General features: G+C 70.5%; 11 protein-coding genes. 7 read left to right on the forward strand and 4 right to left on the reverse strand.

Translation table 11 applies throughout. The features are described 5' to 3' along the window. Window positions 1–2 precede the first annotated feature (2 nt). The 3 genes from RAB70_RS18630 to araD1 all read right to left on the reverse strand — a co-directional run bounded on the left by RAB70_RS18630 (window position 3) and on the right by araD1 (window position 3558). Window positions 3–995, reverse strand: a complete 993-nt coding sequence (locus RAB70_RS18630; protein ID WP_148829228.1) for an ABC transporter substrate-binding protein — start codon at window positions 993–995, stop codon at window positions 3–5. Between the two features lie 97 nt (window positions 996–1092). Continuing rightward, the gene (locus RAB70_RS18635) at window positions 1093–2532 is read right to left on the reverse strand and encodes an aldehyde dehydrogenase family protein (protein ID WP_148829227.1); all 1440 of its coding nucleotides are present in this window, start codon (window positions 2530–2532) and stop codon (window positions 1093–1095) included. Window positions 2533–2550: 18 nt separating this feature from the next. Continuing rightward, window positions 2551–3558 (reverse strand): AraD1 family protein, encoded by a 1008-nt coding sequence (araD1, locus tag RAB70_RS18640; RefSeq protein WP_148829226.1) that lies wholly within the window; start codon window positions 3556–3558, stop codon window positions 2551–2553. Between the two features lie 152 nt (window positions 3559–3710). Here araD1 and RAB70_RS18645 point away from each other — a divergent pair, with 152 nt between their 5' ends. Beyond that, entirely contained in the window at window positions 3711–4700 is a 990-nt protein-coding gene (locus tag RAB70_RS18645) for a LysR substrate-binding domain-containing protein (protein ID WP_148829225.1), read from the forward strand. A 160-nt stretch (window positions 4701–4860) separates the two neighbouring features. Here the strand turns inward: RAB70_RS18645 and RAB70_RS18650 are convergent, their stop codons facing one another. Then, the gene (locus RAB70_RS18650; protein WP_148829224.1) at window positions 4861–5658 is read right to left on the reverse strand and encodes an SDR family NAD(P)-dependent oxidoreductase; all 798 of its coding nucleotides are present in this window, start codon (window positions 5656–5658) and stop codon (window positions 4861–4863) included. 174 nt (window positions 5659–5832) lie between these two features. On the opposite strand from RAB70_RS18650, the gene RAB70_RS18655 reads away from it, so the two are divergent. The 6 genes from RAB70_RS18655 (at window position 5833) to RAB70_RS18680 (ending at window position 15410) form a co-directional block, all read left to right on the forward strand. After that, window positions 5833–7557 carry an IlvD/Edd family dehydratase gene (locus tag RAB70_RS18655; protein WP_148829223.1) on the forward strand — a complete coding sequence of 575 codons (1725 nt, stop codon included), beginning with the start codon at window positions 5833–5835 and terminating at the stop codon, window positions 7555–7557. Between the two features lie 256 nt (window positions 7558–7813). Then, complete coding sequence (locus RAB70_RS18660) at window positions 7814–8338, forward strand: RNA polymerase sigma factor (RefSeq protein ID WP_026143437.1); 525 nt, start codon at window positions 7814–7816, stop codon at window positions 8336–8338. 65 nt (window positions 8339–8403) lie between these two features. Next, window positions 8404–9402 (forward strand): FecR family protein, encoded by a 999-nt coding sequence (locus RAB70_RS18665; RefSeq protein WP_148829246.1) that lies wholly within the window; start codon window positions 8404–8406, stop codon window positions 9400–9402. 268 nt (window positions 9403–9670) lie between these two features. Then, the gene (locus RAB70_RS18670; RefSeq protein WP_148829222.1) at window positions 9671–12568 is read left to right on the forward strand and encodes a TonB-dependent receptor; all 2898 of its coding nucleotides are present in this window, start codon (window positions 9671–9673) and stop codon (window positions 12566–12568) included. Window positions 12569–12694: 126 nt separating this feature from the next. Then, window positions 12695–13996, forward strand: a complete 1302-nt coding sequence (locus tag RAB70_RS18675; RefSeq protein ID WP_148829221.1) for a histidine-type phosphatase — start codon at window positions 12695–12697, stop codon at window positions 13994–13996. A gap of 109 nt (window positions 13997–14105) precedes the next feature. Continuing rightward, a complete protein-coding gene (locus tag RAB70_RS18680) occupies window positions 14106–15410 on the forward strand; it encodes a jacalin-like lectin (protein ID WP_148829220.1) in 1305 nt (434 codons plus the stop codon). Window positions 15411–15683 lie beyond the last annotated feature (273 nt).

Here is a 15683-nt window from a genome sequence, read left to right on the forward strand (position 1 = left end):
CCTCAGTACTTGCGCTTGGGCAGTTCGGCCGCGGCCTGGTCCTGGGTGTACACCGACTCCTCCACCACGATGCGCTTGGGCAGCGGCTTGCCGGCCTTGAGGTCGCGGATGGCCTGCACCAGTTGCGGGCCCAGCAGCGGATTGCATTCGACGGTGACGTTGAGCTTGCCGGCCTGCATCGCCTCGAACGCGCCCTTCACCCCGTCCACCGAGATCACCAGGATGTCCTTGCCCGGCTTCAGCCCGGCTTCCTCGATCGCCTGGATCGCGCCGATCGCCATGTCGTCGTTATGCGCGTAGAGCACATCGATGTTGCGTCCCTCCGACTTCAGGAACGCCTCCATCACTTCCTTGCCCTTGGCGCGGGTGAAATCGCCGCTTTGCGAGCGCACGATCTGGAAGCGCGGATGCGCCGCCAGGATCTCCTTGAAGCCCTTCATGCGATCGATCGCCGGCGCCGAGCCGACGGTGCCCTGCAGTTCGACGATGCGCACCGGTTTGTCGCCGTCCTTCAACGGCGAGCGCTCGACCAGCCAGCGCGCCGCCTTGCGCCCTTCCTCGACGAAATCCGAACCGATCAGGGTCACGTACAGGCTGTCGTCGGACACTTTCACCGCGCGGTCGGTCAGCACCACCGGGATCTTCGCGGCCTTGGCCTCGCGCAGCACCGTCTCCCAGCCCGACTCCACCACCGGCGAAAACGCGATCACGTCCACGCGCTGGGCGATGAACGAGCGCAGCGCCTTGATCTGGTTTTCCTGCTTCTGCTGCGCGTCGGAGAACTTCAGCGTCATGCCGGCATCGGCGACGGCCTGCTTGATCGAGGCGGTGTTGGCAGTGCGCCATTCGCTCTCGGCGCCGACCTGGCTGAAACCGACGGTGAGTTGCCCGGGCGCCTTGCCGGCGTCCTTGCCGCCGCCGGAACACGCGGCCAGCGCCATCCCCAGCAGTGCCGCGATTCCCAGCGCCCGCATTCCCGACGTGTGCTTGTGCATAGCCCCTCCTCGTTGATGGCACGCTGGCGGCGGACGGGCCCGGAGGCCGCGACGCGCCGCCCACCCTCCCAGGCCGGCGTGCGCTGATTCGATCAGTTCATGGTGCGGATGTGTAAGCCGTCTTGACCGTGGTGTAGAACTCCACCGCATACCGGCCCTGCTCGCGCGGGCCGTAGCTGGAGGCCTTGCGTCCGCCGAACGGCACATGCGGGTCGACGCCGGCAGTGGGCAGGTTGACCATCACCATGCCCGCCTGCCCATGCCGCTTGAAATGCGTGGCGTGCTTCAGCGAGCGCGTGGCGATGCCGGCGCACAGGCCGAACTCGGTGTCGTTGGCCAGGGCCAGCGCGTGTTCGTAGTCGTCGGCCACCAGCACCGCGGCGACCGGGCCGAACACCTCCTCGCGGGCGATGCGGTGCTGCGGCTGCGCGGCCACCAGCGCCGGGCGCAGGTAGTAGCCGCGGTGCGCGCACTCCAGCGCCTCGCCACCGTAGAGCAGTTCGGCGCCTTCCTCGCGGGCGATGCGCAGGTAGTCGCGGTCCTGTTCGAACTGGCTGGCGCTGGCGACCGGGCCGATGTCCACACCCGGCTCCAGCGCATGGCCGATCTTCAGCGCGGCCAGGCGCGTGCGCACCCGCGCGACGAACTCGTCGTGCACCGCGCGTTCTACGATCAGCCGGCTCGAGGCGGTGCAGCGCTGGCCGGTGGAGAAGTACGCGCCGTTGACTGCGATCTCCACCGCCAGGTCCAGGTCGGCATCGGCCAGCACCACCAGCGGATTCTTGCCGCCCATCTCCAGCTGGATCTTCAGCCCGCGCTCGGCGGCCTGCTTGAGCAAACGGTTGCCGGTGGGCACCGAGCCGGTGAAGCTCAGCGCATCGATGCCGCGCTCGCCGACCAGCGCCTGGCCGACCGTGCTGCCGCTGCCGAGCACCAGGTTGAACGCGCCGTTTGGCAGGCCGGCGCGGCTGAGGATCTCGGCCAGCGCCCAGGCGCAGCCGGGCACGATCTCCGCCGGCTTGAACACCACGGTGTTGCCGTAGGCCAGCGCCGGCGCGATCTTCCACGCCGGGATCGCCAGCGGAAAATTCCACGGCGCGATGATGCCGACCGTGCCGACCGGCTCGCGGGTGATCTCAACGTTGACCCCGGGCCGGGTGGAGGCCAGCGTCTCGCCGGGAATGCGCAGCGCCTCGCCGGCGAAGAACTTGAAGATCTGCCCGGCGCGCGCCGCCTCGCCGATGCTCTCCGGCAAGGTCTTGCCCTCTTCCGAGGCCAGCAGCGCGCCCAGTTCCTGCTTGCGCGCCAGGATCTCGCTGCCGACCGCGTCCAGCGCGTCGGCGCGCTGCTGCGGGGTGCTCGCGGCCCACGCCGACTGCGCCGCCTTGGCCGCGGCGATCGCCTCACGCACCGTGGCCGCGTCGAGGCTGCCGACTTCGCCGACCGGTGCCGACAGGTCGGACGGATTCTCGTCGGGGGCGAGGTCGTCGCCGGCCACCCAGCGGCCGTCGATGTAGCTCTGGAAACGTCGGGTCATGCCTACCTCCGTGCGGTTCTACAGCGCGCGCACGCCGCCCAGGGCGAATCCGCTGTCGACGCGCTGCAAGGGATTGACCAGCGCCGCGCCGAACTCGGCCAGTTCGATCTCGAAGCGGTCGCCGGGCTGCGCCTGCACGCCATCGGCAAAACTCAGCGTGGCGGTACCGAAGAAATGCAGGTGCACGTCGCCGGGCACGCGGTGCGCGGCGTACTTGAAATGGTGGTATTCGAGATTGGCCAGCGAATGGCACATGTTGGCCTCGCCGGTGACGAAGGGCTTCTCCCAGATCACCGCATCGCCGCGGCGGATGCGGCTGTGGCCGCGCAGGTCGCGCGGCAACGCGCCGCAGCGCAGCTCCGGGCCGACCGCGCAGGCGCGCAGCTTGGAATGGGCCAGGTACAGGTAGTTCTGGCGCTCGGTGACGTGGTCGGAGAACTCGTTGCCCAGCGCGAAGCCGAGCCGGTACGGCACACCGTCGGCGCCGATGACGTACAGCCCGACCAGTTCCGGCTCCTCGCCGCCATCCAGGGCAAAGTCCGGCGACGGCAGCGGCGCGCCCGGCGCGACCAGGCTGCTGCCGTCGCCCTTGTAGAACCATTCCGGCTGCGCGCCAGGCTGGCCGTCGCGGGGGATGCCGCCGTCCACGCCGAGCTGGAAGATCTTCATCGAATCGGTGAGCGTGCCTTGCGCCACCTGCTGCTGCAGGTTCTGGTGCATGGCATCGCGGGTGGCGGCGCTGCCCAGGTGGGTCAGGCCGGTGCCGGTGACGCGGCAATGCGCCGGGTCCGGATGGGTCAGCGGCGACAGCACCCGGCCAGCGGCCAGCAGCGCGGCGTAGTCGAGCACGCGCTCGCCGCGCAGCTGCTGCGCCTGCGCCTCCAGGCTGTTGCCGGCGGCCAGCGCCGCATTGGCCAGCGCATAGGTGGACGCCACCTCGCGCAGCAGCCGCACCTGGCGGCCATCGTCTTCCACCACACCGACGCCGGGCGTGCCGGCGTCATCGAGCAACTGGATCAATCGCATGCATCGGTCGCCTGTCGGAATGCGGACGCGCAGTGGGCGGCGCGGGACACGCGCGGCGCGATGCGCCCGACCTATTCTGGCTGGACGACCTATATGCAACAAATATCGGTTTTGGCTTAACGTATACGAACATTCGTATCTCTGTGAGCGCCATGCCTGCCGCCCCGCCCTGGTTCGTCCGCGCCCGCCTGAAGACCCGGCAATTGATGCTGCTGCTGGCGATCGAGGAGGAAGGCAACATCCACCGCGCCGCCGAGACCTTGAGCATGTCGCAGCCGGCCGCCTCCAAGCTGCTCAAGGACCTGGAGGACATGCTGGCGGTGCCGCTGTTCGAGCGCCTGCCGCGCGGCATGCGCGCCACCTGGTACGGCGAGGCGATGATCCGCCACGCGCGCATCGCCCTGGCCAGCCTGGGCGAGGCCGGCGCCGAGATCGAGGCGCTGAAGGCCGGCTATGCCGGCAGCGTCGCCGTCGGCGCGATCGCCGGGCCGGCGATGAGCCTGCTGCCGTCCGCGCTGGCCCAGGTCGGCGCGCAGCATCCGCTGCTGCGGGTGAGCCTGCGGGTGGACGGCAGCGACGTGCTGCTGGAGCAACTGGCGCAAAACAAACTGGACATCGTGGTGGCGCGTCTGTTCGCGCGGCACGACAAGCGCCACCTGCACTACCAGGCACTGGCCGAGGAAAAGGTCTGCGCCATCGCCCGCCCCGGCCATCCGCTGCTGGCGGCGCCGGCGCCGGCGCCGACGCTGGCGGTGCTGGCCGAGGCACCGTGGATCGTGCCGCCGGACGGCAGCGTGTTGCGCCACCGCTTCGAACTGATGTTCCAGAACGCCGGGCTGGAGGCGCCCAAGCAGGTGATCGAGACCTCGGCGCTGGTGGTGCTGCCGCAGTTGCTGCGGCATGGCGACGCGCTGGCGGTGGTACCGGAGGACGTGGCCCGGCATTTCGCCGACCACGGCAGCGTGGCGATCGTGCCGGTGGCGCTGTCCTGCCGCATGGACGCCTTCGGCCTGATCACCCGCCGCGACTGGCTGCTGTCGCCGGGCGCGCGGATCGTGCTGCAGGCGCTGCAGGAGGCGGCGGCCACGGTGTACGGTGTCGCCGTGACGGCGACCCCGCCGTCGCTGCCTGCGGACGGCTGATCGCGTCGGGACTGAAGTCCCTCCCACAACGCGCCGCCCAGCAGCAGCGCCCGGCTGTTTGTGGGAGGGGCTTCAGCCCCGACGAGCGAAGCCGGATACCGCCTCCGCTGTTGCCCTGCCCGAACCGGTGCCCCCGCGACGCCCAGCCGCGCGACCGCGCTCAGGTCCAGCCGCCGTCCACCACGAACTCCTGCGCGGTGATCGCGCGCGCCTCGTCCGAGGCCAGGAACAGCGCCATGCGCGCGATGTCCTCCGGCATCACCTTGTCCGGCAGGCACTGGTTGCGGGCCAGTTCGCGCTCGCCGGCCTCGTCCAGCCACAGGGTGACCTGGCGTTCGGTCATCACCCAGCCCGGGGTCAGCACGTTGATGCGGATCCGCGCCGCGCCCAGGTCGCGGGCCAGGCCGCGGGTCAGGCCGTTCACCGAGGACTTGGCGGTGGCGTACACCGGGTAGCCGCCGGTCTTGCTCTGCCAGCCGGTGGAGCCGAGGTTGACGATGGAACCGCCGCCCAGCCGCCGCATGCCCGACACCACCGCCTGGATGGCGAAGAACGCAGCACGCTGGTTGATCGACACGCAGCGCTCCCAGTACTCCGGGGTCACCGCGTCGAGCGCGTGGCGGTCGTCGCTGCCGACATTGTTGAGCAGCACGTGGAAGTCGCCCAGCTCGGCCGCCGCGTCGCCGATCGCCGCCTGCAGCGCGGCCACGTCGGTGACGTCGCAGCGACGCCACCACGGCGCGGTCAGCCCGCCCGCGGCTAGCCGCTCGGCCAGCGCGGCGCTGGCCTCGGCCGCGACGTCGACGAAGGCCACCTGCGCGCCCTGCGCGGCGAAGGCCTCGACCAGCGCGGCGCCGATGCCGGAGCCGCCGCCGGTGATGAAGACGCGGCGCCCGTGCAGGCTGCCGTAGGTTGCGTTGCCGAGGGAGGAAGGCGCTGCGCTTGCCGAGTTGTCCATGCCGTTTCGCTCTAGGTGGATAGGATTTCGATATATGAAAACAAATATCCATTCGGAGATATTTGCTATTTTTCACGTATCAATATGCCCGCTAGCATCCCCGGCGTAAAGCATCCGGGGGCGGCTTGCGCACAAGGCGGATCCCGGCGTCCTGGACTCGAGGAATCCGCCGACATGGGCTCACCCAGCAAACCGCCGCGCCGCAGCCAGGCGTGGTTCGGGCGCGAAGGCAAGCAGGGCTTCTACTACCGCAGCTGGCTCAAGAGCGCCGGCCATCCGCACGACATGTTCGATGGCCGCCCGGTGATCGGCATCTGCAACACCTGGTCGGAACTGACTCCGTGCAACGGCCACCTGCGCGAACTGGCCGAACACGTCAAAAAGGGCGTGTACGAGGCCGGCGGGTTCCCGCTGGAGTTCCCGGTGATGTCGCTGGGCGAGACGCAGATGCGCCCCACCGCGATGCTGTTCCGCAACCTCGCCAGCATGGACGTGGAGGAATCGATTCGCGCCAATCCGCTGGACGGCGTGGTGCTGCTGATGGGCTGCGACAAGACCACCCCGTCCTTGCTGATGGGCGCGGCCAGCGTGGACCTGCCGACCATCGGCGTGTCCGGCGGGCCGTCGCTATCGGGCAACTGGCGCGGGCAGCCGCTGGGCTCGGGCACCGGCGTGATCGAGATGTCGGAGATGGTCCGCGCCGGCACCCTGAGCCAGGACGATTTCGTCGAGGCCGAGGCCTGCATGCAGCGCTCCAAGGGCAGCTGCATGACCATGGGCACCGCCTCGACCATGGCCAGCATGGTCGAGGCGCTGGGCATGTCGCTGCCGGAGAACGCGGCGATCCCGGCGGTGGACGCGCGCCGCGCGCGGCTGGCGCGGCTCAGCGGCCGGCGCATCGTGAAGATGGTGGAAGAGGATCTGCGCATGTCGCAGATCCTCACCGCCGACGCCTTCGCCAACGCGATCAAGGTCAATGCGGCGATCGGCGGCTCCACCAACGCGGTGCTGCACCTGCTCGCCCTGGCCGGCCGCGTGGGCGTGCCGCTGCAACTGGACGACTGGGACCGGCTGGGCTCGCGGCTGCCGTGCCTGGTGAACCTCAAACCGTCCGGCCAGTACCTGATGGAAGACTTCTACTATGCCGGCGGGCTGCCGGCGGTGATGCGCGAACTCGGCAGCGAACTGGCGCTGGACGCGCGCACCGTCAACGGCCGCACCCTGGGCGAGAACGTGGCGCAGGCGCCGTGCTGGAACCGCGAAGTGATCCATCCTCTGGACGCGCCGGTGCGCGCGGAGGCCGGCATCGCCGTGCTGCGCGGCAACCTGGCGCCGGACGGCGCGGTGATCAAGCCGTCGGCCGCCTCGCCGCACCTGCTGCGGCACCGCGGGCGCGCGGTGGTGTTCGAAAGCATCGAGGACTTCAAGGCGCGCATCGACGACGAGGCGCTGGACATCGACGCCGACTGCATCATGGTGCTCAAGCACTGCGGCCCGCGCGGCTACCCGGGCATGGCCGAGGTCGGCAACATGCCGCTGCCGCCGAAGCTGCTGCGCGCCGGCATCACCGACATGGTGCGCATCTCCGATGCGCGCATGAGCGGCACCGCCTACGGCACCGTGGTGCTGCACGCCTCGCCGGAGGCCGCCGCCGGCGGCACCCTGGCGCTGGTGCGCGACGGCGACATCATCGAACTCGACGTCCCCGGCCGCGCGTTGCACCTGGAAGTCAGCGACGAGGAACTGCTGCGCCGGCGCAGCGAATGGACCCCGCCGCCGGCGCCGCCGCGCGGCTGGAGCAAGCTCTACGTGGAGCACGTGCAACAGGCGCACCTGGGCGCCGACCTGGATTTCCTGGTGGGCGGCAGCGGCGACGCGGTGGCGCGCGATTCGCATTAGCGGTCGCGGCGGGATGCATCCACCTTGCCTTCGCAGGAGCGGCGGCGAGCCCGCCGTGCGCACTGTGGGAGGGACTTCAGTCCCGACGCATTGCGCCATCGGAACGCACACCACGTCGCGCGTCGCGGCTGCATGACAGGCGACTCCCGCAGGAAGTGGCGAACACCGCCTTGCTCCGCACGCACCGCCCCCACGTCACCGAACCGTCATCTGCAGCTTCTAGCCTGCCCCGCACCCCAGGGACAAGGCAGGCTCGGTGGCGGCTCACCCCAAACGCGCATGGGCGCGCATGTTCGCGGAACACGGCCCGGTGCTGCGCGGCTTCTTCGTGCGCCGCGGCGCACGCGAAGACGCCGAGGACATGGTGCAGGAAACCTATCTGCGGCTGCTGCGCGCGCATCGGCAGCAGGGCGAGGCCATCGCCAATCCCGAAGCCTACCTGTACACCGTCGCGCAGAACCTGGCGCGCGAACAGGCCGCGCGTCGCCGGCAGGCGCCGCTGCGCATCGACGAGATGGAGCAGTTCTCGCAATTGCTGGCGGCGGGAGACGACGTGGAAGACAGCGCACACCGGCGGCAGCGCCAGCAGCACCTGCAGGCCCTGCTCGCCGAGCTGCCCGCGCGCACCCGCGCGGTGCTGGTGATGCAGTACCGCGACGGGCTGAGCTACAAGCAGATCGCCGAACGCATGGGCGTGTCGCCGCACATGGTCAAGAAGCACGTGGTGCGCGGGCTGTCGGCCTGCCGCCGCGCGCTGGCCGACAGCGGAGACCGCTGGTGAACGACAGTACGTTCTCTTCGCGCAGTGCCATCGCCGATGCCGCGCACTGGCATGCGGTGCAACGCATGCAGCCGCTGGACGCGAAACAGGAACAGCAGTTGCTGGACTGGCTGACCGCCTCGCCGCAGCATCTGCGCGAGTATCTGGCCATGCAGCGCGTGGCCGGCGAACTCGGCGAGGCGCTGCGCGGCATGGACCTGGACGTGGACGCCTTGCTCGCCAGCGACGACACCGCCGATGGCACGGCGAGCGGCAACGTCATCGCCCTGCCCGTGCCGCGGCGCGCGACAGCGGCAGCGCCAACGCGTGCGGCGCGCGCCCACGCCGCGCCGCGCTGGCGTCTGGCCGCGGCCGCCGCGGTGTGCGCGGTGGCGGTGCTGGTCGGCTGGGCCTGGCCACGCAGCCAGACCTACCGCACCGCGCTCGGCGAACAACGCAGCGTGCAACTGGCCGACGGCAGCACGGTGCGGCTCAATGCGCAGACACAGGTACGCGCCACGCTGACCCCCTGGAGCCGAAAACTGCAGTTGCTGCAGGGCCAGGCCAGTTTCGTGGTCGCCGCAGACCGGCGCCCGCTGCAGGTGCAGGCCGGGGGCCTGCGCGTGGAAGATATCGGCACCACCTTCGACATCGCCCTGCACCCCGACCAGGCGCGCATCGAGGTCTCGGCCGGACGCGTGCACGTGTGGCGCCAGGACCGTCCGCAACAGCCCATGCTGGCCGATCTCGGCGCCGGCCAGAGTGCGCGCATCGACACCGCCGATGGCCGGGTCGAACTGGGCAACGAGGACGTCGCGGCGATGCACGCGTGGTGGCAACACCGCATCGTGTTCCGCGACGAACCGCTGGCCAATGTCGCCGAGGATTTCAACCGACTCAACCGCACCCGCCTGCTGATCGACGACGCCGATGCCGGGGCGATGCGACTGACCGGCAACCTGCGTGGCGACGACGTCGCCGCGTTGCGCGCCTTCCTGGATGCGCAGCCGACATTGCAGGTGCGCACCAGCGCCGACGGCATCCACGTGCGCAGCCGCACGCCGACACAGGCACGCCTGCAGTAGCGCGGCAGCTGCGTCGCGCGCACTGCGCGGCGCACGCATCCTTCAAACCAGACGGCCGGCGCGCCATCAGCGCGTCACATGCATCGTGCACGCACGCATCCGTGCGCGCACGCGAAGCCAGCACCCCCACGCACGTGTCACAGAAAATTCATCGAAAAACGGTGCCCGATCTTCGTCGTCGCGCCTCGTAGTCCGGGGACAGCGCAGGCAAATGCCCATGGGCGATGCCGCGCGCACCACACCACCCCCGCTCTCACAGGACCCGACGATGCGCCGCACCCTGTTCCTTTCCATCGCCCTCGCCCTGCACGCCGGCGTCGCCGGTGCGCAGACCGCGCCCATCGCGGTCGAGGCGATTCCCGCGCAGCCGCTGGCGCGCGCGCTCAATGCGCTGTCGCGGCAGACCGGCCTGCAGTTCGTGTATGCCGCCGGCAGCACCGGCAACCCGCAGACCCATGGCAGCCGCGCCGGCGCGGCGCCGGAACAGGCGCTGCAGCAACTGCTCGACGGCACCGGCCTGCGCTACCGTTTCCTCACCCCGACCACGGTGACGATCGAGGCAGCGAGCGCGCCGGCCGAGACCGCCAGCACCGCGCCGGCCGCGATGACCGCCGCACCGACGCCGGCACCGGTGGCGTCGGCGGATGCGCCGGTCAAGCAACTTGACAGCATCCAGGTGCTCGGCAGCTACGCCGGCAGCCTCAGCGCCGCGCTGCGCGAGAAGCGCTACGCCGACAGCGTGGTCGACGTGATCGCCGCCGAGGACATCGGCAAGCTGCCGGCGCAGAACGTGGCAGAAGCGCTGCAGCGCGTGCCCGGCGTGTCGATCGTGCGCGACCGCGGCGAAGGCGTGTACGTGCGCGTGCGCGGCCTCGGCCCCAACTTCCAGGTGACCACGCTCAACGGCCAGACCATGGCGGTCAACGAGAACGTGCGCACCTCCGGCCAGACCGGCCGCCAGTTCCGCTACGACACCCTGCCCGCGGAACTGGTCGCCGGCCTGGAAGTGATCAAGAGCCCCACCGCGGATCTGGACGAAGGCGCGATCGGCGGCATCGTCAACGTGCGCACGTTCCGCCCGCTGGAACTGGGTAAAACGCTCACCAACGTGTCGCTGGAGTCGAGCCAGGCGCAGCGCACCCACGCCAACGATCCGCGCGTGTCCGGCCTGTTCAACTGGGTCAACGCCGACGGCACCTTCGGCCTGCTGCTGTCCGGCGCCTACGCGCAGCGCAGCCTGCGCCAGGACCGGGTCAACGAAGTGAGCTGGGACTACTACCGCGACGGCGTGCCGGGCGTGCCTGGCGCCAACTACGTGCCCACCGGCCTGCGCCCGACGCTGGAACTGGAGCAGCGCGAACGCACCGGCATCGCCGCCTCGCTGCAGTGGAAACCGATCGCGGCCTGGGAAACCAACCTGGACCTGCTCTACGCCAAGCAGACCGTGCACTACGACGAATACAGCCTGGGCGTGGGCTTCGACAGCCTGGCCAAGCTCAGCAACCTGCGCGTGGCGCATGGCGGCGTCGCCGGCTTCGACTACCGCAACGGCCAGGTGCAGATCTCGCGCGAGACCTCCGGCATCACCGACGACAACCGCAGCGCGCGCCTGTCCAGCACCTGGAGCGGCGATGCGTGGACGCTGGGCGCGGTGGCGTTCCACTCGCAGGCGCACAGCTACGACTCCGATCCGATCCGGCGCACGCGCCTGCGCAGCGGCACCACCCTGTCGATGCGCGTGGACATGCCGCAGGCCGATGGCGACGACGTGCCCGACTGGCGCTTCACCAACGGCTTCGACCCGACCAACCCGGCCAGCGTGGCCGGGCGCCGCCTGGAGTGGCGCGAGATCGATGCGCGCGACAAGGAGGACGCGCTGCAGCTCGACGCCAAGCGCGCGCTCGGCGACGGCTTCTTCCGCGAGCTCAAGTTCGGCGCCAAGTACCGGCAGCGCTCGCGCACCTACGATCGCGCCGACCTGCTGCTGACCAGCATCGCCGGGGTGCGCTTCCCGGCGGGCAACTTCACCGCGCTGCCGGTGGACGACATGCTGACCGACGCCAACGGCAACCTGCCCCGGCAGTGGCTGGCGCCGATCGAATCGCGCTTCTTCGGTACCTGGCCGACCGCCGCGGACCTGGTCAACACGCCGAACAGCGCCGACCTGCAGAACTCCTACGAGGTGAAGGAGAAGATCGGCTCGGCCTATGCGATGGCCGACTTCGGCGGCGACCTGGCCGGCCGCGCGCTGCGCGGCAACCTCGGCGTGCGCCTGGTGCGCACCGAGCAGACCACCGACGGCCATGCCGACGTCAACGGCAGCGCGCAACCGGTGCACTTCGAACGCAGCTACAGCAACGCACTGCCCTCGTTCAACGCGGCCTGGGACGTGCGCGAGGACATGGTGCTGCGCAGTTCCGCGGCCAAGGTCATCACCCGTCCCGACCTCACCGACCTGTCGTCCAAGCTCACCTTCAATTCCAGCGGCGAGATCCTCACCGCCAGCGGCGGCAATCCGTCGCTACGCCCGTTCGAGGCCTGGCAGTACGACCTGACCTTCGAGTGGTACATCGACGGCACCTCGGCGCTGACCGGCGGCGTGTTCTACAAGGACATCTCGCGCTTCATCCAGACCCAGATGTCGAACCTGCAGTACCAGGGCCAGACCTACCTGCTCTCGTCCAAGACCAACGGCAGCCAGGCCAGCGTCAAGGGCGTGGAAGTGGCCTACCAGCAGGTCTTCGCCGGCCTGCCGGCGCCGCTGGACGGGCTGGGCATGCAGCTCAACTACACCTGGACCGACAGCGAGGCCACCTATCGCGACGGCAGCCGCACCTTCACCGACAGCCTCGAAGGCGTGGCCAAGAACACCTACAACGCGGTGCTGTTCTACGAGAAGGGACCGCTGATGGCGCGGGTGAGCTATGGCTGGAGCGACGACATCGTCAACGCGGTCGGCACCGCCAACGTCGCCACGCTCAACAGCGACAAGTTCGGCAGCCTCGACGCGAACGTGGCATGGAAGGTCAACGACACCCTGTCGGTGTTCGTCAACGCGATCAATCTCACCGGCGCCGTGCAGCGCCAGTACGTCGGCGACCGCCTGTTCGGCGGCTACACCGACTACGGCCGCACCTGGTCGGTGGGCTTGCGCGCACGTTTCTGATCCGCCGCGCTGCCGCCCACGCGCGGCAGCCAGCCCGCCCCGCGGCCTGCATCGCCGCGGGCGCCGGCCATCGCACCGTGCGCGCACCGCCGCGCGCGGCGTACCGCCTCTGCCTGGAGCCTGCCGATGCCATCGCTGCCGCGCCTCGTCACCCTCGTCCTGTTCGTCCTCGCGCCGCTGGCCTGCACCGCCGCTCGCGCGCAACCGGCCGCGACGGAGACCCTGGAAAAAGTCGTCATCCTCAAGCGCCACGGCGTGCGCGCGGCGATGTCCAGCGCGGAGCAACTGGAGCGTTACTCGGCGCGCCCCTGGCCGCGCTTCGCGGTGCCGGCCGGGTATCTCACCGCGAACGGCGCGGCGCTGGAACGCTTGTTCGGCGCCTACTACCGCGCCCGCTACGCACCGCTGGGGCTGTTCGCCGGCGACGGCTGCGCGGCCGCGTACTATTGGGCCAACCGCACCCAACGCACCCTCGCCTCGGCGCAGGCGCTGGCCAGCACGCTGACCCCGGGCTGCGCCAATCCGGTGCACAGCGTCGCCGACGATGCCTCCGATCCGCTGTTCGACGGCACGCCCGCGTTGCGCACTCCCGCCGCAGTGGCGCAGATGCGCGCGGCCATCGCCGGCCGCATCGGCGGCGATGCGCAGGCCTGGAACGCGGCCCAGGCCGATGCCATCGCCAGCCTGCAGCAACTGCTGCTGCAGTGCGCGCAACGGCCCTGCCCGGCCGACGCCGGCAGCGGCAAGCTGCGCCTGGATGCGGTGCCGGCGCGGCTAGGCGATGCCGACGACGCGATCCCCGGCATCGAAGGCCCGGCCGCGGCCGCTTCCGGCCTCAGCGAAAGCCTGCTGATGGCCTGGGCCGACGGCCAGGACTTCGCCGCGCTGGGCTGGCGCGGGGTCGACGAGGCCAGCCTGCTGCGCGCCTTCGCCCCGCACCAGGCCGAGTTCGCGCTGCGCCTGCGCGCGCCGGCGGTGGCGCGCATGGCCGCCTCGCCGCTGGCGACACGGCTGCTGGCGACGCTGCTGGACGGCAGCGGCCAGGCCACGCGGGCCGAACCGATCGGCGGCGCGGCGCGGCTGGTGGTGCTGTCCGGCCACGACGGCACCCTGACCCTGCTGGCCGGCATGCTCGACCTGCATTGGCAGCTGCAAGGCTACCAGCCCGACCAGACCGTGCCCGGCGGCGCGCTGGTGTTCGAGCGCTGGCGCCGCGCCGACGGCGAACGCGTGATCCGCCTGCGCTACACCGCGCAGAGCCTGGCGCAACTGCGCGAACGCCGCGCGCTGACGGTGCAGGCGCCGCCGCTGGAGTCGCCCGTGTTCATCCCGCAGTGCAGCCGCGCCGACGCCGCCTACGACTGCCCGCTACCCGCCTTCGCCGCCGCGGTCGAGGCCGCGCTCGATCCGCAGTTCCTGACCCCATGACGCCACGTGCGCCGGCCCCGGCCGGTCGCGCGGCGGCATCGGTGCCTTCCGGCACCGCCCCTGGCGCTCGCGCCACCCGCTGTTCCTCCCAACCCGCAAGAGGCGATTCATGATCCAGCATCTACGCACCCTCGTGAGCTACGGCATCGGATTGAGCCTGGCCTGCGCCGGCGTGGTCCACGCGCAATCGGACGTCGGCGTGCTCGACGTGCTCACCTACAACGTCGCCGGCCTGCCGCAAGGCATCTCCAGCAGCAACCCGGCCGCCAACACCGCCCAGATCGCACCGAAGCTGGCGCCCTACGGCCTGATCAACGTGCAGGAAGACTTCAACTATCACGCCACCTTGTACGCGGGCGACCAGCATCCCTACCGCACGCCCACCAGCGGCGGCGCGGCGATCGGCGACGGCCTCAACACGCTGAGCAACTATCGCTTCGACGACTTCACCCGCATCAAGTGGGACAAGTGCAACGGCACCGACTGCCTCACCCCCAAGGGCTTCAGCTACATGCGCGTGCGCCTGGACGACGGCGTGCTGCTGGACGTGTACAACGCGCACCCCAACGCCGGCACCGAGAGCGCCGACCTGGCCGCGCGGCGCGCCAACATCAGCCAGCTGTCGCAGTTCATCCAGACCTGGTCGGCCGGCAACGCGGTGCTGGTGATGATGGACTCCAACACCCGCTACACCCGCGCCGACGACAACATCCGTGCGTTGATTTCCGCCAACGGCCTGACCGATACCTGGGTGGAACTGGTCAAGGGCAGTGCCCCGGCGGCCGGCGCCGCGCCGCTGCTGTGCGGCACCCCGCCGACCAACGACTGCGAAGTGGTGGACAAGATCCTGTACCGCGACGCGCCGCAGCTGACCCTGGTCGCCAACCGCTACAAGCTCGACGACGGCAACTTCTACGACAGCGACGGCAAGCCGCTGTCCGACCACTACCCGCTGGCCGCGCAGTTCGGCTGGGCGGTCGGGACCACCGTGCGCACCAGCGACCAGTTCGGCGGCCCGCACGGCACCCCGTTCAACGACATCGCCAAGGGCGCCGAGCAGCGCACCATCGCCAGCGTGACCCTGCGCGGCGCCTCGCGCCTGGACGGCATCGCGCTGGGCCTGGACAACGGCAGCACCCTGGCCCACGGCGGCAGCGGCGGCGACGCGGTCACGCTGCGCCTGGGCAGCAACGAGCGGCTGACCTCGGCCACGCTGAGCGTGGGCCAGTACAACGGCCACACCCGGCTGTTCTCGCTGAGCCTGCGCACCAACCAGGGCCGCAGCCTCAGCGCCGGCACGCCGACCACCGAGACCTACACGCTCACCGCGCCCAGCGGCTGGCACATCGCCGGCTTCACCGGCCGCGACGGCGACGAGATCGACAAGCTCGGCGTGGTGTACCGCAAGGATTGACGGAACCGCGGGCGCCATCGCGTCTGCGGCACCGCAACGGCAACGGCGCGCGTGGCGACGCGCGCCGTTCGCCTTACCGAAGAAGAGGCGCCGGCTGCGACCTGTGGCCGGTCGCGCGCATCGACGTGCAGCGAGCGGATGCATTACCGCTGACGATGCGGATCGGAAATCTCCACACCAGGCCGCGCGATGCGGCCACGTGTCTACGTGGGCCGCACTCGCGCGCACACCACCGCATCGCGATTCGAAGCGACGCAGTACACGGGGACGACG

This window comes from Xanthomonas sontii (genome assembly GCF_040529055.1).
GTDB classification, from domain to species: Bacteria; Pseudomonadota; Gammaproteobacteria; order Xanthomonadales; family Xanthomonadaceae; genus Xanthomonas_A; species Xanthomonas_A sontii.

Coding starts and splice junctions, on each gene's coding strand:
- RAB70_RS18630 (WP_148829228.1), bottom strand. CDS start 995: ATGCACAAGCACACGTCGGGAATGCGGGCGCTGGGAATCGCGGCACTG.
- RAB70_RS18635 (WP_148829227.1), bottom strand. CDS start 2,532: ATGACCCGACGTTTCCAGAGCTACATCGACGGCCGCTGGGTGGCCGGC.
- araD1 (WP_148829226.1), bottom strand. CDS start 3,558: ATGCGATTGATCCAGTTGCTCGATGACGCCGGCACGCCCGGCGTCGGT.
- RAB70_RS18645 (WP_148829225.1), top strand. CDS start 3,711: ATGCCTGCCGCCCCGCCCTGGTTCGTCCGCGCCCGCCTGAAGACCCGG.
- RAB70_RS18650 (WP_148829224.1), bottom strand. CDS start 5,658: ATGGACAACTCGGCAAGCGCAGCGCCTTCCTCCCTCGGCAACGCAACC.
- RAB70_RS18655 (WP_148829223.1), top strand. CDS start 5,833: ATGGGCTCACCCAGCAAACCGCCGCGCCGCAGCCAGGCGTGGTTCGGG.
- RAB70_RS18665 (WP_148829246.1), top strand. CDS start 8,404: ATGCAGCCGCTGGACGCGAAACAGGAACAGCAGTTGCTGGACTGGCTG.
- RAB70_RS18670 (WP_148829222.1), top strand. CDS start 9,671: ATGCGCCGCACCCTGTTCCTTTCCATCGCCCTCGCCCTGCACGCCGGC.
- RAB70_RS18675 (WP_148829221.1), top strand. CDS start 12,695: ATGCCATCGCTGCCGCGCCTCGTCACCCTCGTCCTGTTCGTCCTCGCG.
- RAB70_RS18680 (WP_148829220.1), top strand. CDS start 14,106: ATGATCCAGCATCTACGCACCCTCGTGAGCTACGGCATCGGATTGAGC.